The 20,992-nt window shown below is 64.9% G+C and carries 20 protein-coding genes; 11 read left to right on the top strand and 9 right to left on the bottom strand.

All coding sequences use genetic code 11. The features are described 5' to 3' along the window. Positions 1-6 precede the first annotated feature (6 nt). The 3 genes from mmsA (at position 7) to JLZ96_RS08555 (ending at position 3,969) form a co-directional block, all read left to right on the top strand. The gene (gene mmsA, locus JLZ96_RS08545; protein WP_032367932.1) at positions 7-1,545 is read left to right on the top strand and encodes a multiple monosaccharide ABC transporter ATP-binding protein; all 1,539 of its coding nucleotides are present in this window, start codon (positions 7-9) and stop codon (positions 1,543-1,545) included. Beyond that, on the top strand, positions 1,542-2,870 hold the full coding sequence (gene mmsB / locus JLZ96_RS08550) for a multiple monosaccharide ABC transporter permease (RefSeq protein ID WP_201009853.1): 1,329 nt from the start codon (positions 1,542-1,544) through the stop codon (positions 2,868-2,870). The genes mmsA and mmsB overlap by 4 nt, the downstream gene beginning before the upstream one ends. 73 nt (positions 2,871-2,943) lie before the next feature. Next, a complete protein-coding gene (locus JLZ96_RS08555; RefSeq protein ID WP_032367931.1) occupies positions 2,944-3,969 on the top strand; it encodes a LacI family DNA-binding transcriptional regulator in 1,026 nt (341 codons plus the stop codon). On the opposite strand, the gene JLZ96_RS08560 is transcribed toward JLZ96_RS08555, so the two are convergent. Continuing rightward, complete coding sequence (locus JLZ96_RS08560; RefSeq protein WP_032386398.1) at positions 3,954-5,525, bottom strand: CdaR family transcriptional regulator; 1,572 nt, start codon at positions 5,523-5,525, stop codon at positions 3,954-3,956. The genes JLZ96_RS08555 and JLZ96_RS08560 overlap by 16 nt on opposite strands. A gap of 100 nt (positions 5,526-5,625) precedes the next feature. Between JLZ96_RS08560 and pruA the strand changes: the two genes are divergently transcribed. The 4 genes from pruA (at position 5,626) to JLZ96_RS08580 (ending at position 10,545) form a co-directional block, all read left to right on the top strand. Next, a complete protein-coding gene (pruA, locus tag JLZ96_RS08565; RefSeq protein WP_027495779.1) occupies positions 5,626-7,275 on the top strand; it encodes an L-glutamate gamma-semialdehyde dehydrogenase in 1,650 nt (549 codons plus the stop codon). After that, entirely contained in the window at positions 7,272-8,216 is a 945-nt protein-coding gene (locus JLZ96_RS08570; RefSeq protein ID WP_201009854.1) for a proline dehydrogenase family protein, read from the top strand. The genes pruA and JLZ96_RS08570 overlap by 4 nt, the downstream gene beginning before the upstream one ends. Before the next feature lie 63 nt (positions 8,217-8,279). Beyond that, on the top strand, positions 8,280-10,124 hold the full coding sequence (locus JLZ96_RS08575) for an HNH endonuclease signature motif containing protein (protein ID WP_201009855.1): 1,845 nt from the start codon (positions 8,280-8,282) through the stop codon (positions 10,122-10,124). A 232-nt stretch (positions 10,125-10,356) separates the two neighbouring features. Further along, positions 10,357-10,545: a hypothetical protein gene (locus JLZ96_RS08580; protein ID WP_027495777.1), complete on the top strand. Its 189-nt coding sequence runs from the start codon at positions 10,357-10,359 to the stop codon at positions 10,543-10,545. A gap of 143 nt (positions 10,546-10,688) precedes the next feature. Here JLZ96_RS08580 and JLZ96_RS08585 read toward each other — a convergent pair whose 3' ends face one another. Both JLZ96_RS08585 and JLZ96_RS08590 read right to left on the bottom strand, forming a co-directional pair. Next, on the bottom strand, positions 10,689-11,027 hold the full coding sequence (locus tag JLZ96_RS08585) for an STAS domain-containing protein (RefSeq protein ID WP_230073692.1): 339 nt from the start codon (positions 11,025-11,027) through the stop codon (positions 10,689-10,691). Positions 11,028-11,307: 280 nt separating this feature from the next. Next, the gene (locus JLZ96_RS08590; RefSeq protein WP_032371734.1) at positions 11,308-11,787 is read right to left on the bottom strand and encodes a MarR family winged helix-turn-helix transcriptional regulator; all 480 of its coding nucleotides are present in this window, start codon (positions 11,785-11,787) and stop codon (positions 11,308-11,310) included. Between the two features lie 147 nt (positions 11,788-11,934). Here JLZ96_RS08590 and JLZ96_RS08595 point away from each other — a divergent pair, with 147 nt between their 5' ends. Together JLZ96_RS08595 and JLZ96_RS08600 are read left to right on the top strand one after the other, a co-directional pair. Beyond that, positions 11,935-13,989 (top strand): MMPL family transporter, encoded by a 2,055-nt coding sequence (locus JLZ96_RS08595; RefSeq protein WP_230591164.1) that lies wholly within the window; start codon positions 11,935-11,937, stop codon positions 13,987-13,989. Beyond that, on the top strand, positions 13,986-14,615 hold the full coding sequence (locus tag JLZ96_RS08600; protein WP_201009856.1) for a lipocalin family protein: 630 nt from the start codon (positions 13,986-13,988) through the stop codon (positions 14,613-14,615). Before JLZ96_RS08595 ends, JLZ96_RS08600 begins: the two co-directional genes overlap by 4 nt. 69 nt (positions 14,616-14,684) lie before the next feature. Here JLZ96_RS08600 and JLZ96_RS08605 read toward each other — a convergent pair whose 3' ends face one another. Beyond that, positions 14,685-15,296 carry an FKBP-type peptidyl-prolyl cis-trans isomerase gene (locus tag JLZ96_RS08605; RefSeq protein WP_080730137.1) on the bottom strand — a complete coding sequence of 204 codons (612 nt, stop codon included), beginning with the start codon at positions 15,294-15,296 and terminating at the stop codon, positions 14,685-14,687. Positions 15,297-15,330: 34 nt separating this feature from the next. Further along, positions 15,331-16,185, bottom strand: coding sequence for an SDR family oxidoreductase (locus JLZ96_RS08610; RefSeq protein WP_032386400.1), 855 nt, complete (start codon positions 16,183-16,185; stop codon positions 15,331-15,333). Positions 16,186-16,299: 114 nt separating this feature from the next. On the opposite strand from JLZ96_RS08610, the gene JLZ96_RS08615 reads away from it, so the two are divergent. Next, positions 16,300-16,674 (top strand): helix-turn-helix domain-containing protein, encoded by a 375-nt coding sequence (locus JLZ96_RS08615; protein ID WP_027495770.1) that lies wholly within the window; start codon positions 16,300-16,302, stop codon positions 16,672-16,674. On the opposite strand, the gene JLZ96_RS08620 is transcribed toward JLZ96_RS08615, so the two are convergent. Next, the gene (locus tag JLZ96_RS08620; protein ID WP_032386401.1) at positions 16,671-17,024 is read right to left on the bottom strand and encodes a VOC family protein; all 354 of its coding nucleotides are present in this window, start codon (positions 17,022-17,024) and stop codon (positions 16,671-16,673) included. The genes JLZ96_RS08615 and JLZ96_RS08620 overlap by 4 nt on opposite strands. A 207-nt stretch (positions 17,025-17,231) precedes the next feature. On the opposite strand from JLZ96_RS08620, the gene JLZ96_RS08625 reads away from it, so the two are divergent. Beyond that, on the top strand, positions 17,232-17,711 hold the full coding sequence (locus JLZ96_RS08625; RefSeq protein WP_032386402.1) for a DUF6764 family protein: 480 nt from the start codon (positions 17,232-17,234) through the stop codon (positions 17,709-17,711). Positions 17,712-18,027: 316 nt separating this feature from the next. On the opposite strand, the gene JLZ96_RS08630 is transcribed toward JLZ96_RS08625, so the two are convergent. The 3 genes from JLZ96_RS08630 to JLZ96_RS08640 all read right to left on the bottom strand — a co-directional run bounded on the left by JLZ96_RS08630 (position 18,028) and on the right by JLZ96_RS08640 (position 20,978). Beyond that, positions 18,028-19,047 (bottom strand): hemolysin family protein, encoded by a 1,020-nt coding sequence (locus JLZ96_RS08630; RefSeq protein WP_032374841.1) that lies wholly within the window; start codon positions 19,045-19,047, stop codon positions 18,028-18,030. Then, on the bottom strand, positions 19,044-20,450 hold the full coding sequence (locus JLZ96_RS08635; protein WP_094695501.1) for a hemolysin family protein: 1,407 nt from the start codon (positions 20,448-20,450) through the stop codon (positions 19,044-19,046). Before JLZ96_RS08635 ends, JLZ96_RS08630 begins: the two co-directional genes overlap by 4 nt. A gap of 120 nt (positions 20,451-20,570) precedes the next feature. Further along, positions 20,571-20,978, bottom strand: a complete 408-nt coding sequence (locus tag JLZ96_RS08640) for a universal stress protein (protein WP_236253864.1) — start codon at positions 20,976-20,978, stop codon at positions 20,571-20,573. Positions 20,979-20,992 lie beyond the last annotated feature (14 nt).

The following is a 20,992-nucleotide window of genomic DNA, read 5'->3' on the forward strand; positions in this document are numbered from 1 at the left end:
TCGGCGATGACGAGCCCGATTCTGGAGATGCGCGGCATCACCAAAACATTTCCCGGCGTCAAGGCGCTACAGGATGTCACTCTCTCGGTGAATCGCGGCGAGATCCACGCGATCTGCGGCGAGAACGGAGCAGGCAAGTCGACGCTCATGAAGGTGTTGTCGGGTGTGTACGCACACGACACATTCGACGGCGACATCGTGTTCGACGGTCGAGAGTGCTCGTTCTCCGACATCCGGAGTAGCGAGGCCGAGGGCATCGTCATCATCCATCAGGAACTCGCACTGAGTCCGCATCTCTCCATTGCCGAGAACATCTTTCTCGGCAACGAGCGGTCCAAGCGCGGGTTCATCGACTGGAACCGAACGAATTCCGAGGCCGCAGCCCTACTGAACCGGGTAGGGCTGCGGGAGAATCCCGTCAACGTCGTGAGCGATCTCGGCGTCGGCAAGCAGCAACTCGTCGAGATTGCCAAGGCACTGTCCAAGGACGTGACCCTGCTGATTCTCGACGAACCCACTGCGGCACTCAACGATTCCGACTCCGCACATCTGCTGGATCTGTTGCGCGGTCTACGGGACGAGGGCATCACGTGCGTGATCATCTCGCACAAGCTCAACGAGATCGCGGCCATTGCCGACCGGACCACGATCATTCGGGACGGCAAGACCATCAAGACGCTGGACATGCGAGACCCGGACGTCACCGAGGATCGCATCATCTCACTGATGGTCGGCCGCGATCTCGAGCACCGGTTTCCGCCCCACGAATCGACTGTGGGAGAGGAAGTTCTGCGCATCGAGGACTGGACCGTGCACAGTCCGACCCAGCAGGGCCGAACCGTCGTCGACAAGGCGAACCTCACGCTGCGGCGCGGTGAGATCGTCGGCCTCGCCGGATTGATGGGTGCCGGCCGTACCGAGTTGGCCATGAGCGTCTTCGGCCGAAGCTACGGGATCGACATCTCGGGACGGCTCTACAAGTACGGCAAGGAAATTCACGTCAAATCCGTCAACGATGCCATCCATCACGGCATCGCGTACGCCACCGAGGACCGGAAACGGTACGGGCTGAACCTGATCGACGACATCAAGCGCAACATTTCCACCGCGGCGCTGGACAAGTTGGTGACGGGAGGCTTCGTCGACGCCAACCAGGAATACAAGGTCGCCGAGGGCTTCCGCAAGAGCATGAACATCAAGGCACCGAACGTCTCCGCCGTGGTCGGCAAACTCTCCGGCGGCAATCAGCAGAAAGTCGTGCTGAGCAAATGGATCTTCAGCGATCCCGACGTGCTCATCCTCGACGAACCGACGCGAGGAATCGACGTCGGCGCGAAATTCGAAATCTATTCGATCATCAACCAACTCGCCGACGCCGGAAAGGCAGTGCTGGTGATCTCGTCCGAACTTCCGGAACTTCTCGGTCTGTGCGACCGGATCTACGCGCTGTCCGCCGGCCGGATCACCGGTGAGGTCGACCGCGAGGACGCAACCCAGGAATCTCTCATGCATCTCATGACCCGTGGAACAGGAGTACTTCGATGAACCAGCTGTCGACCGTTCGGGGGCTGCTCACGCGAAACCTCCGACAGAGCGGAATCTTCATCGCGTTCGCGCTGATCATCGTGCTCTTCACCGTGCTGACCGGAGGTCAGCTGTTGGTGCCGCAGAACATCAGCAACATGGTGGTGCAGAACTCGTACATTCTCATTCTGGCCATCGGCATGGTCGTCATCATCATCGCCGGCCATATCGACCTGTCCGTCGGATCGGTGGTGGCGGCCACCGGAGCCATCGCCGGTGTCCTCATGGTCCAACAGAACGTACCGTGGCCACTGGCGGTGCTGATCACGTTGATCGTCGGCGGCCTGATCGGTGCCTGGCAGGGTTATTGGGTCGCGTACTTCGGCATTCCCGCGTTCATCGTCACCCTCGCCGGAATGCTCGTCTTCCGCGCGGTGACTCTCATCGTCCTCGGCAACCAGGGCATCGGGCCGTTCCCCGGACCGGTACGCACACTGTCCAACGGCTTCCTGCCCGGCTTCATGGGCAATGTGGGACTCGGGCCATTGGGTGGGGCGGACATCTTCACGTTGCTCGTCGCGATTCTCGCGGTCGCTGGAATCGTGTTCAGCCAGTGGCGTTCCCGAACGGGCCGGCAGAAGTACGGCCAGACCGTGGACGCGATGCCGCTGTTCCTGATCAAGATGGCGTTCGCCGCCGCTCTCGTGCTTGCGATCGCCGTCCAGTTGGCTCGTTTCAAGAACCTGCCGTACGTGCTGATCCTGCTCGCCATGTTGGTCATGGGTTACTCGACGTTGGCCGGCAAGACCGTATTCGGTCGGCACGTGTACGCCATCGGCGGCAACATTCACGCCGCGTCCCTGTCCGGTATCAAGGTCAAGCCGGTCACGTTCTGGATCTTCGTCAACATGGGTGTCCTTTCGGCTCTGGCCGGAATCATCTTCGCCGGACGCCTCAACCAGGCCGGTCCTACTGCGGGCAACGGCTTCGAGCTCGACGCCATCGCGGCGGCGTTCATCGGTGGCGCAGCCGTACAGGGCGGCGTCGGCCGCATCGTCGGCGCGCTGACCGGTGGACTCATCATCGCCGTGATCAACAGCGGCATGTCGCTGATCGGATCACCCAGCGAGAGAGTGCAATTGGTGAAGGGTCTGGTGCTGCTCGCCGCCGTGGCGTTCGACATCTGGACCAAGCGTCGTGCGGCGAGCGGTAAGGGCGGCAAGGGAGACAAAGCCGCGTCTCCCACCAGTTACCTGGGCGTACCAGTACCCGCTGAGATGTTCTCCCCCGGCGAGCCCGGAAAGCCGGCACCGCCGACCTCTGCATCGATGACGAAAACGACGTGATCCGGGCGGTGACGCGCCGATCCGGTCCGGGCATGCTGAGATGGTGTTCGACCAGCGAAGGAGGATGCGTGCGATGACGCCGACCCGCGGACCGGCCATGACCGACGTCGCTCGGCTCGCGGGTGTGTCCCACCAGACCGTCTCTCGGGTCATCAACGGCCATCCCAACGTCACCGAGGCGACCAGAACGAGGGTCGAGCAGGCGATCGCGGAGCTCGGCTACCGGCCGAACACCGCAGCTCGCGCTCTGGTCACCGGCCGCAGCAGCACCATCGGGATCGTCGGCACCGGCAACGCTCTGTACGGGCCGGTGTCGACGCTCTACAGCGTCGAACAGGCCGCACGACAGGCCGGATACTCCGTCGTCGTCGGCGTCCCCACCTCGTTCGACGAGGTGGCGATCAGCACCTGCGTGCGCAGGTTGCAGAAGCAGGGCGTCGACGGCGTCGTCGTCATCGCGCCGTTGAGCACCGACGGCGGCGACATCGCCGAGTTGGCCGCCGAACTGCCACTGGTGGCCGTCGAAGGATCGCCGGAAGGCGATCTGGCGGTTGTCTCGGTCGATCAGGTCGCCGGCGCGCAATCCGCCACCACACATCTGCTCTCACTCGGTCACCGCGCCGTCTGGCACGTCGCAGGCCCCTCGGGGTGGTACGAGGCGGCCGATCGCGTCATCGGGTGGCGCTCGGCCCACGAGCAGGCCGGTGTCGAACCGCCACTCGTTCTCGCCGGCGACTGGACCGCGAAGTCCGGCTTCGAGGCCGGCTGCCGATTGGCCGAGAACCCGGATGTCACAGCGGTGTTCGCCGGAAACGATGCGATGGCCCTCGGTGTGCTGCGCGCCCTCGAAGTGCACGGCCGGAAAGTTCCGACGGACGTCAGTGTGGTCGGTTTCGACGACGTTCCCGACGCGGAGTTCTTCTCCCCTCCCCTGACGACGATCCGTCAGGAGTTCAGCGAGGTCGGCATCCGTAGCGTCGAAATACTCTTGGCCCAAATCGATTCCGGCAACCGCAGCACCCGTCGCTCGCGTATCGAGCCGAGCCTGGTGATCCGGTCCAGCACTGCCGAGGCCCGTGACGCTCACATCCGCAGCTGAATCTCCACCAACAACCGCGCGTCCGGATCCGACAGATCCAACTCCAGAATCTGCTCGACGCGTCGGATGCGGTAACGCACCGTGTTCGGGTGGATGTGCAGCCTCTCCGCTGCGGCACGCACGTCACCGAAGCACGCCAGATACGTCTCGAGACTCTCACGCATCGCGCCGTCGTGGGTGGCGTCGTACCGATCCAGCGCTGCGATCCGCGGGTCCCGTAACTGCTCGTGATTCGAGATGATGTCGACGATCTCGCCCAGCAGCACAGACGTTCTCGACTCTGCGAGCGTGGTGACCCGAACGTCGCCGGTGGTCGCGTCCAATACTCGGTCGACCTCGAACCGGGCTGCGGCCACCCCGTCGAGATCGGCGATCGGCGCGGCCACCGCAGCGCGCAAGCACAGTCCGGTTCGAGTCTCGATGCGCGACACGGCATCTGCGGTCCACACCGGAATCGCCGTCCCCGACGCAGCTCCGGAGAACAGTACGTAGATTCTCTCGCCGATGACGGTCACCAGCGAGTCTCGCCTGAATGCGCTGGCGTGCAACCGGATCGACGGAGCCAGACCAGTGATGTCGAATTCACCACAGGCGGCGAATCCGACGACCGCGGCCGTTCCCGTGGTCGGAATCGACAGCGCCGCGGCCAGCGACGGAATGTCCACGCCGCCACCCCGCGCGCCGAGCAGTCGCTGAATCTGCAGCGCCTCGTTGGTCGGGGCGTTCGCGATGCGGGTGATCAGCCGGGCGGCGACCGCCGACGCTCCGCGCAACACCGCATCGGCGTCCACCGACAGCGGACGCGCGCCCTCCTGAACCCAGATCGTTCCCAGAGTCGTTGCTGCGCCACTGATTCGACGTATCCCGACGGCAAGGCGTCGACGAATACCGAGTTCGGCATCGGCTGGCACGTCGATGACGTCGTCGGTACGGCGGAGTCGATCGAACACCCCACGCTCGTGCAGACGACGAAGGTAGTCGGCCGGTCCCTCTCGCCCCAGGATCGACAGGGTCCGCAACTCGTCGGCCGAGTCGTCCGATGCCGAGTACGCCAATACGTGCGAGCGCTCGTCCTCGATGCTCACCATGCCCTTGGTCAAGGACGCAACCGTCTGCGCCAATTCGTACAGATCGGTGTCCGCTCCGAACAGCCCGTCGTCCGAGGCCGGTGAGCGGGACTGATCGAGGACCCCGCGCATCGTCGACAGCAGCAGTTCCCAGCGGGTCTGGTGGTGTACCGCGACCAAGGCGATTCCGGTCTCTCGGGCGGCGTGGGCCAACGCGGTCGAGTCGGCCACCTTGGTCAGCACCGCAAGGGGCCTGTCGACCACCGGACGCAGTGCCAGATCGTCGAACCAACGCAGCGCATCGGTCTCGGTGACGCCGACCAGCAGGGTCAGATCGGCGGCCGTTCCCGGCGGTCGACGGAGGTCGTCGCCGTCGAGCAGGGCCACGGACTCGACGGTGATCTCGGTTCCCGCCGGAGCAACTACGAGTTCGACCACGGCGCTGTGCAGCGACGTCAGCAGAGAACGCAGCGTCACGGTATTGGCCATGCGGACAAGTACACCACGAATTCTTTGGCCGATGAGCTGATTGAACGGGCTGTCGATGCGACTTCAATGAGCAGCACACACCCCAGTGCGAGGAGCCACCATGGACGCGGTCACATCAGTTCCCACCCCGGTCAACGAGCCGGTCAACACCTATGCCCCAGGAAGCGCCGAGCGCGCCAGGCTGCGCATCCGCTTGGACGAACTACGTGCGAACCCCGTCCGCATCCATCAGGTGATCGGCGGTGTCCACCGCGACGCCGCCGGCACCGATACCGATGTGGTCGAACCCCATAGGCACGCCTCGGTCATCGGTAGCTTCGCCGAGGCAACGCACCGGGACGTGCAGGACGCGATCTCCGCAGCGACCGCAGCTGCACCGGCCTGGCGCGATCTTCCGTTCGACGAGCGAGCTGCAGTGTTCCTGCGCGCGGCCGATCTGCTGTCGGGTCCGTGGCGCGAAAGGATTGCTGCCGCAACGATGCTCGGGCAGTCCAAGTCGGCCTACCAGGCCGAGATCGACGCACCGTGCGAGCTGATCGATTTCTGGCGGTTCAATGTCGCGTTCGCACGACAGATCCTCGCCGATCAGCCGGTGTCGGCCCCGGGCGTGTGGAATCGCGTCGAGTACCGCCCGCTCGAGGGTTTCGTCTACGCGATCACACCGTTCAACTTCACCGCCATCGCCGGTAACCTCCCCACAGCGCCCGCACTGATGGGCAACACGGTGTTGTGGAAGCCGTCGCCTACCCAGGCAGTCGCCGCGTACCTGACGCTGCAGTTGCTCGAGGCGGCAGGTCTGCCGCCGGGAGTGATCAACCTCGTCCTCGGCGACGGTCCGATGGTCTCCGAAGTAGCCCTGGCCGATCCACGCCTGGCGGGCATCCACTTCACCGGATCCACTGCGACCTTCCAGACGCTGTGGCGCGAGGTCGGCAACAACATCTCGAACTACCACTCCTACCCGCGGCTCGTCGGCGAGACCGGCGGCAAGGATTTCGTCGTCGCGCACAGCTCGGCCGATCCGGACGTGTTGACCACGGCCATGATTCGCGGTGCCTTCGACTTCCAGGGTCAGAAGTGCTCGGCCGCTTCGCGGGCATTCGTGCCGAAGTCGCTGTGGGCTCGCATGGGTGAGACCTTCATCGAGCAGGTGTCGGCCCTGAAGTACGGCGATGTGACCGACCTGTCGAACTACGGCGGTGCCGTCATCGACCGAAAGGCGTTCGACCGCAACGCAGCTGCGCTCGACCGCGCGAAATCCGTGACCGGTCTGACCATCGCCGCCGGTGGAACGTGCGACGACACGGAAGGGTACTTCGTCTCTCCCACAGTTCTTCTCGGCGACGACCCCACCGACGAAGCGTTCACCACCGAGTACTTCGGCCCCATTCTGGCCGTGCACGTCTACGACGACAACCGGCCCGACGCCTATGCCGACGTACTGCGCACCGTCGACACCGGATCGAAGTACGCACTGACCGGTGCCGTCATCGCCACCGATCGCACGGCCGTCGAGCAGGCCCATTCGGCACTGCGATTCGCCGCCGGAAACTTCTACGTCAACGACAAGCCCACCGGCGCGGTCGTCGGTCAGCAACCGTTCGGCGGAGCGCGTGCGTCGGGTACCAACGACAAGGCCGGCTCACCGCAGAACCTGTTGCGCTGGGCATCGGCACGCACGGTCAAGGAAACGTTCGTCCCGCCGACCGCACACGGCTACCCCCATCAGGAAGGCGAGGGCACACGATGACCACAGTGCTGAGCAACCCACTGCGGCCGGCTCTGCTGGCGGCCGCACGCTCACCGAAATTGCAGGCCACCGTGACGCGGCTGCGTGCCACCCGATCGCTCGTCGACCGCTTCGTCGCCGGTGAATCGGAGCCCGCCGTGGTCACCGCCGTCGATGCCCTGCTGGGGTCGGGACGATTCGTCTCGGTGGACTATCTGGGCGAGGACACCACCGACCGCGCGCAGGCGACAGCCACCGTTCAGTCGTACCTGTCACTGATACAACGCTTTTCGACGCGTAGTACCGCCGAGACCGCGCTCGAGGTATCGCTCAAACTCTCGGCCCTCGGTCAGGGAATCGACCGGACGCTGGCGCTCGAGAACGCGCGCGAAATCTGTACCGCGGCAACAGCGGCGGGAGTGTGGGTGACCGTCGACGCCGAGGACCACACCACCACCGACTCGACCCTGTCCATCGTGCGCGAACTGCGGCAGGACTTTCCCGATCTCGGCACGGTGCTGCAGGCGTACCTGAAACGAACCGAGGCCGACTGCCGAGAACTGTCCGGACCGAGATCTCGCATCCGACTGTGCAAGGGCGCGTACAACGAGCCCGCGTCGGTGGCGTTCCAGAGTGCACGGGACGTTTCGGACTCCTACCTACGGTGCCTGGAAGTGCTGATGAACGGCAGCGGCTACCCCATGGTCGCCTCCCACGATCCCGAGATGATCGAGGCGGCGGAGCGGCTCGCCGCGAACGCCGGACGGTCCGCAGCCGACTTCGAGTTCCAGATGTTGTTCGGAATCCGCGACCAGGAACAACGACGACTGGTCGACGCCGGCCAGCACGTGCGTGTCTACGTGCCCTACGGAGAGCAGTGGTACGGCTACTTCATGCGCAGACTCGCAGAGCGGCCGGCCAACCTCATGTTCTTCGCGCGGTCGCTGCTCTCTCGCAACTGACTTCACTCGGATCGACGAACGTGTGTTCGAAAGTGTGTCGGTGGGTCGCGGTAGATTCTGTTCATGCTTTCGGGGGACGGCGGATCAGGGGTGGACGGCATCGAAACGGTGCCGCCTGCCCCCGTCGTGTCCGACCCTGTCTTGGCGGGGTTGGTCGAGGCGGTGGAGTCGGCGGTCGCCGAGTTGGCGGGGCAAGGGTCGGTGGCGTGGTCGAATGCCGACCGGCGTGCGGTGATCCAACGCATGGAAACTGTGTCGCGGTCTGTGACGGCGTACTCGCACACCTGGCTCAACGAACTGATCGCACAACACGGCCTCGACGTCTATCCGGGGTCGGTGCCGTGCGCGGTGGCATGGATGCTGCGAATCACCCCACGAACAGCCGGTGCGCGAGTACGTCTGGCCGCCGAATTGGGTGACCGCACCGCACTGTCCGGCGAACCGCTACCGCCTTTGCTGCCGCACACCGCTGCAGCGGTGCGGGCAGGGTTGCTCGATGCCCAGCACGTGCAGATGATCCGCGAATTCTTCCGACACCTACCGGCGAGTGTGGATCCGCAGACCCGCGATCGCGCCGAACAGCAGTTGGTGGGTCTCGCCTCGACGAGGCGGCCCGACGACTTCGCGCCACTGGTGGCGCACCTGGACTCGATCCTCGACCCCGACGGCGACTTCGACGAGAACGAAGACGAAGACGAAGACAAGAACGCGAAGCCGAGGCCACGGAAACGGGATGCGTTCTTCTACCTCGGTGAGCAGGGTTCCGACGGAATGTCAGAAGGAAAGTTCTGCGTCGACTCCGAACTACGCGCCTACCTCGAAGCCCTGTTCTCGAAAGCCGCGAAACCGGGAGTGAACAATCCTGCAGACCCGACATCGATCGTCCACGAGGATGAGACCGCCAGCGACGAGGACGGCGGCGGGAGTGGCAGTGCGGCTACGCCAAAGCCCGGGCCGATGCCCGACGAGGCAGGATCGAGCGATGCTCGATCGGATGACGAATACCTGTGGGATGGGACGGTCGGCAACGGTGCCGACTTCTACGGTGACGACGACCGCAGTGGCGACGACCGCGGTGAGGGTGAGTGCACCGACAGCAACGATTGTGGTTGCGGCACAACGCCACACAGCACGGCCGACATTAACGACGACGCAGGCTCCGACAGCACTGCTGAACCCGTCGGCCAAGCCGACGCCGACGCATCGGACACCGCTGCTCGCGACGCTGCCGCCGCGCGAGATGTACGCACCCAGAACGAACGCCGTCACGACGCCCTGAAGATGGCACTGAGGCACACCCTCGCCTCCGGCACCCTCGGCACCCACCGCGGGCTACCCGTCACCGCCATCGTCACCATGACCCTCAAAGACCTCGACGCAGGCTGCGGCTACGCCATGACCGCCACCGGATCCCGCGTCTCGATCCGCGACGCCATCCGCATGGCCTCGCACGCCCACCACTACCTCACCATCTTCGACGACAACGGCAGAGCCCTCTACCTCGGCCGATCCAAACGCATCGCCTCCGCCGACCAACGCATCGTCCTCATCGCCCGCGACCGCGGCTGCAGCTTCCCCTCCTGCACCCGCCCCGCAACCTGGTGCCAAGCGCACCACCTCGACGACTGGGTCGAGGGCGGACCCACCGACATCGACTCCCTCACCTTCGCCTGCGACATGCACCACGCACTCGTCGGCACCGGCCCCGGAAAGTGGGCCACCACCAAAACCACAGCCGCACATCGCTACCCCGGCCGCACCCTGTGGCACCCACCGACCGGAATGGACCCCACACGCCGTGGGCTGATCAACCACGCACACCACCCCGAAGAAGTCCTCTACCCACCCGACCAGCACAACGACAACACCCGCGACACCGGCGACGAAGAACCACGACAACCCGCCTGACGACCCACACCACCACCACGGCACAGCTCTGCCTTCAACACAGCCTCGCCTCCCACACAGCCCGGCCGTCCCCACACACCCCGGCCCTCCCACACAACCCGGCCTTACTACCCAGCCCCGGCTTCTGCCCAGCTCTATCCGGAGTGCGCGGCATTGGCTTCCGCTTCTCTTAGCGGCCGGTGCCGGTGATGCGGCTGGGTTAGGTTGCGCAACATCGGGGCACCCTCACCGCATGGCAAATTACAGAGTTATCGACCCGCACGGAACCGTCGTCGCCACCAAGGACATCACCAGTTCCGAGGACGCGCACGCCTGGTTCAAGGACAGCCGCGCCGACAACGAGGAGCTGGGCTGGCGCCTCGAAGTCGAGCACGACGGCGACTGGGCATTCTTCAGCGACTCGGAAGGCACCAAGGACTAGACCTTGTGCTTTCACACGACAATCGGGCGGTCCCAGTGATTCGCGGGACCGCCCGATCGTTGTGCGGGGGGACGGCAAACGACAGTGGGCAGCCCCTGTGCAGGAGCTGCCCACCTCTTGTCGCGGCGATGTCGCCGCCAGTTCTATTGGTCGGTCGTCGGTCGGGAGGTCGGAATCGTCGACTCGAGGTCGGCAACCTGCAGCAGGCGGGTCACCGATCGGCTTGCCACGATCGACCACGAAGCACCGATGCCAGCCGTGTATTCACGAACTGCATCGAAGACGGAGAGTCCGGCGATGCCGAAGAACTCGACATTGGACAGGTCGAGAGTCAGATGCCGTTTGCTGGACACGCGACTGCAGACGAAATCGGAGAACATCGGCGCGCTGAGCATGTCGATGTCGCCGTGGACGGCGACGACGAGTGAACCGTCGGTGCCGTCGTGCGCGGTGAAGATGGCTCCGGTTGCTGCAACGGACACGGACTTCTCCGCGACGCTCACCGAAGTGGTTCGAACTTTGTTGCCTCGTGATTCAACACTCATGGCAGATCCCATCGATCGGTCGAACTGAAGGGGAAACCGATCTACGCAACGGGAGCAGAATTCTTCGCCTGACCCGGGCGCACACTTCGCTGCGTTTCCCCGTGACCGGCTGTTAGCTCAACCACGGCCAACCCTACGGCACCGGCACGCTCGGAGTCCAGCATTGGCACAATGCGGGCCCCCACCAGCGGTTCGAACATCCCGATGCGAACGCGGGCTACGTGCGGGTGCTGTTTCCCAGGTCGGCGTGATGCTCGCGCATGGCTCCGATGAGCGCTTCGAACACTCGGTGGGCAGCGTCGAGATCCGAATCCGGTAGGTCCTCGAGCGCAGCGCTGGTGCGCGCTCCCAGTGGTCCGAAGAACCCGCGAGCAACCTCCATACCGTGCTCGTCGTAGCGAAGTATGACTTTACGTCGGTCCGACGCGTCGGATTCGCGTCGAATATGACCGGACGCGATCATCCGCTCCACCAGATACGTCATCGCCGCGGACGACAGTCCGAGCATCGTGCCGAGCTCACCCGCGGTGAGGGGCGCGCCCTCGACGTCGGCGACCATCACATGCAGCAGAGCGCGAAAGTCGTTGGGCCGCAAGCTGTGCAACGCACCGAATACCTGACCGATCTGTTCCGACACCGATGACAGCGCCCGAAGGTCCGCCGATATCGCGGATTCGAGGTGGTTTCGGTCGGTCATGGCGGTGGTAACTCCTTCGCTGCGGTCATGGTCAGACTACTGCCCGCAAGAGATTCAGTTGCTTAATATCTAAGTAAATGAGATTGTTTCTTCGTGGACAGCACCCGTACCGAGACCACCGCAGCCTGGGACCGCATCGCCGCGGCCGTGACGCATCGTCGATCGTGGGCGCTCGCCCTCGCCATTCTTATTCTCTCGATTGCCGTGATCGGGCTCGTCGGTAGCAACGATTCTGCCGGTCAGTCGCCGAACTCCTTGCCGACATCCGCCGAGTCGTACCAGGTGGACGAGCTGCTCTCCCAGTTCCCGGACTCCGACACCGCACCGGTGATCCTCGTTCTGAGCCGCGTCGATGGCGGTGACCTGACCCCGGCCGATATCGAGGCAGCCGCTGCTGCGCAGGCCAGGCTGCTCACCGTCGACCGGTCGGTGACCGACGAACCTGGACCCCCTCCGATCGTCGCACCGGACGGGAAGGCCGCAATCGCGTTCGTTCAGGTGAACTCGGAACTGTCCGGCTTCACCCTGAACGACCTGATCACAAGCCTCCGATCCGCGGCGACGGTCGGCCTACCGTCCGATCTCAACGCCCAGGTCACCGGCGGGCCGGCATTCGGAGCGGACATCGCCAACTCGTTCTCCGGGGCCAATTTCACGTTGCTCGCCGTCACCGCACTCGTGGTGGCAGTGCTCCTCATCGCCACTTATCGATCGCCCATTCTGTGGTTGGTTCCGCTTGCCGTCATCGGTTTCGCCGATCGGTTCGCCTCCACCGTCGGCACGGCCCTCGCCGAGGCGACCGGGCTGTCGTTCGACGGCTCGACCTCGGGGATCACCAGCGTGCTCGTGTTCGGCGCAGGCACCAATTACGCCCTGCTGCTGATCTCTCGTTACCGCGAGGAACTCCGCCGCGAGTCCGATCACCGGCTCGCGTTGCGCCACGCCGTCCGGAACGCGGGACCGGCCATCCTGGCCAGCAATGCCACCGTTGTCCTCGCACTGCTGACTCTGTTGCTGGCCATCCTCCCCAGCACTCGCAGCTTGGGAGCGCTGGCCGCGGCCGGCCTCGTCGTCGCATCGGTGTTCGTGCTGTTCGTACTGCCTCCGTTGTTGGCACTGTGCGGCCCGAAGTTGTTCTGGCCCTTCGTCCCCAAGCCGTCCGATCGCGATACCACCACCGAGGGCGTCTGGCATTCGGTGGCCGCCGGTGTCGCTCGTCGTCCGGTGGCGACCGCCTCCATCACCATCGCCGTATTGCTCGCATGCTGCGCGGCCTTGGTCGGCACACAGATCGGGCTGTCGCAGACCGAGCAATTCCGGGTGACCGCCGAATCCGTCGAAGGATTCGACACTCTCTCGCAACACTTTCCGGCCGGATCCGCAGACCCGATCACGGTTCTCGCACCCACCTCGGATATCGACGGCGTCGTCGCCACCGTCCGGGACGTCGACGGCGTCGTCTCGGTGGATCGGGTCGCTGATTCCGGTACCGGACTGACCCGGCTGTCGGTGGTCACCGACGCTGCCCCCGCCTCCGACGAATCCTTCACCGTCGTGGAGAACCTTCGGTCCGCCCTTGCGGGTGTCGACGACGCACGAGTCGGCGGCAGCGACGCCAAAGCACTCGACACCACCGACGCTGCCGCCCGCGATCGGATCGTGGTGATACCGGCGATCCTGGCGGTCGTCCTACTCGTGCTGTTGATACTGCTTCGCGCCGTCGTCGCACCGTTGATTCTCGTCGCCACCACGGTCCTGAGTGCCGTGGCCGCCATCGGTATCGGTAGCTGGGTGAGTCTGCACGTCTTCGGCTTTCCCGCGCTCGACGACAACACTCCCCTGTTCGCGTTCCTGTTTCTCGTCGCCCTCGGTGTCGACTACACCATCTTCCTGGTCACGCGGACCCGGGAGGAGACGGTTCGGCACGGCACCAGATCTGCGATCGTGCGGGCGGTCTCGGCCACCGGCGGCGTCATCACCAGCGCGGGAATCGTTCTGGCAGCAGTGTTCTGCGTCCTCGGCGTCCTACCGCTGATCACCCTCACCCAGTTGGGAATCATCGTCGGCCTCGGCATTCTGCTCGACACCTTCGTGGTACGCACCGTCGTGATTCCCGCCCTGTTCACCCTCATCGGCCCGGGGATTTGGTGGCCGAGCACGATCGACAACGAGACGACCGCAACCAAGGAGCGAAATTCATGAAGGTACGTACGATGTTGAGCCGCACCGCAATTGCAGGAGCAGTCGCCGCAGGTGCCCTGCTCGGCGCGGCCCCGGCGCAAGCGCAACCGGTCGGCCCTCTGGGGTCGGTCGGTCTTGAGCCACTGGCTCCGATCCCGTCACTCGATGTCGAACGGTACCTGGGCACGTGGAACCAGGTTGCCGCGGTGCCGCAGCCGTTCAACCTGATCTGCGCCCGTGACACGCAGGCGAACTACCAGATGATCGACGAATTAAACATTCGCGTCGAGAACACCTGCACCACCTGGACCGGCGGTGAGAACCGCATCGTCGGCAATGCTCGGGTCAACGACACCGTCACCAAAGCCCAACTGCACGTGAGCTTCCCGGGCGTCCCCACGCAGGAGAGCCAGGAGGGGCCGACCAACTACATCGTGGCCTACATCGCAGACGACTACTCGTGGGCGTTCGTCGGAAGCCCCAGCCGCACGTCCGGATTCGTGCTCAAGCGCACGCCCGACGTCAGCGTCGAGCAGTTCCGCGAGATCCGCAGCGTCGTCGAATCGCTGGGCTACGACTCGAACTTCATCACCACGACGCCCACCCCGGGCGGCGCGACGACGATTCAGCAGCTCTCGACCGTGTAGTGCGGCGGAGCCGCAGTGGCGTGGTTATGTGCCGCAGAGGGCTTATAACCACGCCACTGCCGGAGGCACTCAGCTCGCGGACAGGATCGAGATAGCGAAGATCAGGCTGTCGCCCTGCTCGATTCCGGCTGCCGGATTGCCGGTCGCGTAACCGTCGGCCGACGTCACCGCTACGGCGACGGTCGAGCCGACGGTCTGTCCGGCGATGGCTTTCTGGAAGCCCGCCACCACGCCGGTCAGTGGGAACTCGACCGGTGCGCCGCGCTCGAAACTGCTGTCGAACGTCGATCCGTCGCGTCCGTTGACGCCCAGGTAGCAGACGGACACGTTCGCGTCGTCGGCGACGATCGGGCCGTCCCCGGCCTTCAGCGTTTTCACCTGCGTCTCGGCGACGCTGAACGGGGCTTCGACGTCGACGGCCGGTGCCGCAGTATCCGTCGATCCGGTGACGGCGATGCTGCCGGTGTCGCCTGCCAATGTCCACTCCGGGGTGGCCGACGGGTCGGGTGTGCCCGTGGGGCAGCTACTCGAAGCCGTCGCATCGGTGGAGGACGTCGCCGAGGACGTCGTCTGCGACGTCCCAGAATCCGAGTCGGAACTGCATGCACCCGTCAACAGGACGAGTGAGGTGGTGGCGGCCAGGAACAGGGTGCGGGTCGAGGTGAGTTTCACGGGGCCCACGCTACAAGTGGCATACGGGGCCCCGTGTATCCCGTCAGATCGCGGAGCGGAACACCTCGGCGACCGGGGTGGACGCGCGGCCGATCAATGCCTGCAGGTCACCGGAATCGGTGTCGAGTTCCCCGCGGGAGATACCGGCATCCGCGCTCGCCAGCATGGTCGCCACGAAATCGGGCAGTCCTGCGCCTTGCAGAATCGAGGCGTACTCCGACTCGGTGACATCCTTGTAGACGACCGGCTTCCCGGAGATGCCGGCGAGAACGTCCGCGAGTTCGGCATAGGTCAGGCGCTCGTCCCCGCCGAGCTCGTAGATCTTCCCGCCCTGGTTCTCGAGAGTCAGCACAGCCGCGGCAGCGGCGGCGTAGTCGGCGCGAGAGGCAGCGGCGATCTTGCCGTTCCCGCCTGCACCCAGCCACACTCCGCTGTCGATGGCCTGGCCGAGCGAGCCCAAGTAGTTCTCCCAGTACCAGCCGTTACGCAGAAACACAGCGGGAATCGGCGAGGCCGTCAATCGCTCTTCGGTGGCCTTGTGCTCCGGCGCAAGGCTGATGCCGGAGGTGTCGGCAGCGAGCACGCTCGTGTAAGCGACGAGGCTCACCCCGGCTGCCTCGGCGGCGTCGATGACGTTGTTGTGCTGAGCAATTCGCTGGCCGACCTCCGATCCCGAGATCAACAGCACCTTCTCGACACCCGCGAACGCAGACGCCAGCGCGTCGGTGTCGCTGTAGTCGGCCACCCGTACCACCACACCGCGCTCGGCGAGTGCGGCCGCCTTGTCGGCGTTGCGTACGACGGCGACGATGTCGGCAGGCGCGACGCCGCGATCGATGAGTGCGGCGACGACGAGCCCGCCGAGATTGCCTGTCGCTCCGGTGATGGCTGTGGTCATGGAAAACGCTCCCGAGGTTGAAGTATCAAGTTCCGTTTCATCATGCACTTACTTTTCGTGCAGTGCAACATCGAAATTTAGCGCTGCCGGTACGGCCTGCGTTAACATGGAGAAATGTCCGAGGCCGTCGAATCTCTCGAAGCATCCGTCTTCGCACGGGAATGCGGGTCACGGCAGACACTGCAGAACGCGACGAGCAGGTGGGGAGTGCTCGTCCTGGCGGCCCTCACCGAGAGCGACTACCGATTCAATGCCCTGCGCCGACGCGTCGACGGCGTCAGCGAGCGAATGTTGGCACAGACGCTGCAGACCCTCGAACGCGACGGCCTCATCGTGCGTACCGTGCTCGAGACCATCCCGCCCAAGGTCGAATACAGCCTCACCCCGCTCGGACGTGAGGTCGGATCACGGTTGACCGACCTCATCGAACTGATCGAGGGCTCGATGCCTGCCGTGCTCGAAGCACGCGCCGAGCACGACGCCCGCTAGTCAGCTGGGGGCGTCACTACACACCATTCGTTGCCCTCGGGGTCGAGTAGCACCTGGAACGACCCGGCCGCAGTGGTGTTCCGGTCCCCCACCGCCGTCGCACCCAGACCTACTGCCTGCTCGACGGCAACGTCGATGCTGGGAACGTCCACGTCGAGATGTAGTCGATTCTTGCCGGACTTACCCTCGGGCACTCGCTGGAACGCCATCCGGGTGAACCCGGGAACATCGACGAAATGCCACGAGTCGTCGCGCACGACGGGCTGACCACCGAGCACACCCGCCCAGAATCGGGCCAGCACAGCCGGTTCCGTGCAGTCGAATACGACCTCGTCGATACGTCCGATCATGGAGCCATCGTAAGCACCGAGGGTGGGGGAACGCTGTTTACCGCGTTGTGATCATACCGAGATGCATTCGTGACCATGCGGATCTCTGAGCGCGTCGCTACGGGGTAACACTCGAGGAAGGTCGTCGGGGCGCACGAGCATGTCGATCCGGCAACCGCAGGAGCGCGGCACGCCCGGTGCCTGCGCCAAATCTTGGAGGCATCGACCATGTTCCATACCAAGAGAATTCTCGGCGGAGCAGCAGCATTCGGATTCGCCTGTACCTTCGCGGCCCTGGTGCCCGGCACGGCCTCGGCCGCACCGGTCGCCTGCACCACGGCACCCGGAGGGGCCGACGTCGCCGCGCTCGTCGGAGGTTCACAGTGCGACAGCTCCGCAGACGGCGCAAGTGCCGCAGCAGGAGTCGGCCTCGAGGGATGGGGCTCGGCGGAGGCGATGAACAACGCGGCGGCACTGGCCCTCGGTCTCAACGGCGGAACTGCCGTCAGCAACGCCGGCTTCGGCGGCGCGCCTGCTGCGATCGCCTTCGGTCCCGGTGCCATCGCGCAGAACACTGCGGCCGGCCTCGGACTGTCGATCGCCGTGGCTGCGCCGGGCTCGACGATAACCCTCACCCCCGAGGGTGCCGCCTGCAACGGTGCCGGCTTCGCCGGAAGCTTCACCACCCTGCAGGGCTGCATCGGCTGATGCCCGTCGTCGTCGGGGTGAAACACGACTTGCGCAGGCCATATCAGTGCCGCCGGGCCCAGGTTGATCTACAGTCTCACTGACTACAGTCTCGGTACGCGAGCCGGTGACGGCCCGCTGAACAAGGAGTTCGACGGCAATGATGTCCTACCTGCTCTACGACGTTCTGCTCCCCCAACTCGGCCACGACGTCGCGTCGTATTGGGCACACCTTCTGGTCATCGCCCCGATCTGACATTCGGATCCGGTGCTCACGAAAAATCCCCGCTCGGCCGCGTTGGCCGGGCGGGGATGATTCGTATGGGGTGACCGAAGATCAGACAGGCTCGGGCAGCAGCCGCGTCAACACATCCGACAGGGTGACAACGCCGATAGTGCGCGCACTGTCACCCGCCTCGGCCGACGGTTCGACGACCAGCGCCAGATGATGTCTGGTCTCGCGCATCGACTGCAGGGCGACGTAGACCGGTGTCGTCCGATCCAGCGTGTAGGCCGGGCGGGTGATCTCGGCGAGATACTCCGGCTCGGTCAACGTATCCCTCACGTGCACAACACCTTTCACTACGTCGTCGTCACTGACGAGGATGCGCAGATGGCCGCTGATCCGGGACGCCTCCCGCACGTCGTCGATCGACGCCGACGACGGTACCGACGTCGGCGCGCCACTTCCGGCCACCAGGTCACCGACGGTCAGATCCTGCAATTCCAATGCCCCGGATATCTGCGCCTGGTAGCTGGCGTCCAGGGCTCCCACGTTGACCGAGTGCTCGACGAGCTGACGCAGGTCGTCTGCGTTCTGCCCGGTGCCGACGGTGTCGGCCGGCTCGACGCCCACCTTGCGTAGGCACCAGTTCGCCATGTTGTTCAGGGCCGTCAGCACCGGACGCGTGAGAAACATGAACGCGCGCATGGGGATTGCGAGCATCGTTGCCGACTTCTCGGGATGTGCGATGGCCCAGGACTTAGGAGCCATCTCGCCGACGACCAAGTGCAGGAACGTGACGATGATCAGGGCCAGGACGAAGCCGAGGACGTCCGCGAACCAGTAGGGCAGGCCGATGCTCTCGAACAGCGGCGTGAGCCAGTAGTGCACCGCAGGCTTGGTGGTCGCGCCGAGCGCGAGGGTGCAGACGGTGATACCGAGCTGCGATCCGGCGAGCAGCACCGTCAATTCCGAGGAGCTGCGCAGAGCAGCCCGCGCCGCCCGCGAGTTGGGGGCAGCATCCTCGAGGCGATGCCGTTTGGCCGCAAGAAGTGCGAACTCCACGGCAACGAAGAAGGCGCTCGCAGCGATCAGACCGATGGTGACGGCCAGAAAGACCCAGAGGTTGCTCATCGGTGCGCTCCTGCAGTATCGGACTCGGCCGAATTCTCGTCGTGCTCGGTTGTCCGCTCGTCGATGGTGAGGGTCAGTAGTGACGGCACGTGACTGTCGATCTCCTGCACCTCGATCGTGACGAATCGAATCGGCGACTCGTCGTCGTTGGCGAGGTCCGCGTTGTCCGGCGGCAGATCGACCTCGATACGGGTCCCGATGTCGGGTAGCGAACCATGATGGGCGATGGCGAATCCCGCGATGGTCTCGTAGTCACCGTCGGGGAGGTCGACGCCGATGGCGCGCTCGACCTCGTCGACGTGCACCTCCCCTGCCATCGTCCAGCTGCCGTCGTCGGCGCTGACCGGGCTCGGGTCGAGTACGCCGTCGTCGTGCTCGTCGGTGATCTCGCCGACGAGCTCTTCGGCCAGGTCCTCGATGGTGATCACTCCGGTGAGACCACCGTATTCGTCGATGACACAAGCCAATTGGTTCCGTGTCGCCCGCAGCTCGCGCATCGCGTCGGGCAGGCTCTGCATCTCGGGAAGGATCAGCGCATCGCGGGTGAGGTCTGCGATGGGGGTCGAATCCGGCGCGGTGGAGGCCAACACGTCGTGCAGATGCACCACGCCCACGATTCCGTCGGCCTCGTCGAGCACGGGGTATCGAGAATGCTCTTGGCCCATCAGTGTTTTCACCTCACCGAGGGTGTCGGTGTCGCGGACCGTCGCCGCACGCGAACGCGGGATCATGGCGTGTTCGACGTTGCGCGTAGGGAAGTCGAGAATGCGATCGAGCAGCGTCGACAGCTCGTCGGGCAGATCCCCGGTCTCCCGCGAATCCGACACGATGTGCTCGAGGTCGCGTGGGCTCGCCGAATGTTCCACATCGTGCACCGGCTCGATCTTGAATGCTTTGAGCAACAGGTTCGACGACTGGTCGAAAATGGTGATGAGCCAACCGAAGAGCTTGAGATAGATGGTCGTCGACAGCGAGAGCCATCGAGCCACGGGCTCGGGGCGGGCGATGGCGAAGTTCTTCGGAAACAGTTCACCGAAGAGCATCTGTACGAACGTCGCGAACGTGATCGCCAGAACGGCACCGAGGCCGACACCGACTGCTGTCGGAACACCGACGCCGCCCAGTATCGCTCCGAACGACTGCCCGATCAGCGGTTCGGCGACGTAGCCGACAAGCAGGCCGGTGACCGTGATACCCAGCTGTGCACCCGAGAGCATGAACGAGGTCCGCTTGGTGACGGTCAGCGTGCGAGCTGCGACGGCGTCGCCGGCCTCGGCACGCGCCTTGAGCCGGGACCGGTCGACGGTCATGTACGCGAATTCCTGCGCAACGAAGTAACCGGTTGCGACGGTGATGAGAAAAACGACGAGCAGGCCGAGCAGAAGAGTGAGCAGAACGCTCATTCGCCGGACACCGCCTCGCACGTAGTAGCTGTAGTGCGGGGAGCCGTGTCCGGCCCGGGTTTATCGCTGTCCATGATTCCTCGAGGTCGAGTGGTGGGATATTTGTCCGATACTACCGGGTCACGGCGCTTTCACGACGAGGACGGGGACCGGGCTGTCCAACAGAACGCGCTGCACCGTGCTGCCCATCAGGAATTTGCCGACCGCCGATCTGCGCTTGGACCCGATGACGAGCATCCCCGCACCGACGTCGGCGACGAGATCGACCAGTGCGCCGGCCGGGTCGCCGCCATCCGGTTCGACGCGCACAGTCGTCGCAGTTCCGGGGAGAGTCCGCTCCACCTCGGCCTGCGCCGCGCTACGGTCTTCCGCCGATACGGAATCGCGGTCCACCACGGACAATACGATCAGCTCGGTCCGACGCAGCTCTGCCTCCGCGGCACCGCGCCGCAACGCTTCCTGCCCCTCGGGGGTGTTGCTCATCGCTACTGCCACTGCGCTGCCTACCGCTGTGTTCGCTGAAGACACGGTCTCTCCCGTTG

The organism is Rhodococcus sp. NKCM2511 (assembly GCF_014905595.1).
GTDB lineage: Bacteria > Actinomycetota > Actinomycetes > Mycobacteriales > Mycobacteriaceae > Rhodococcoides > Rhodococcoides fascians.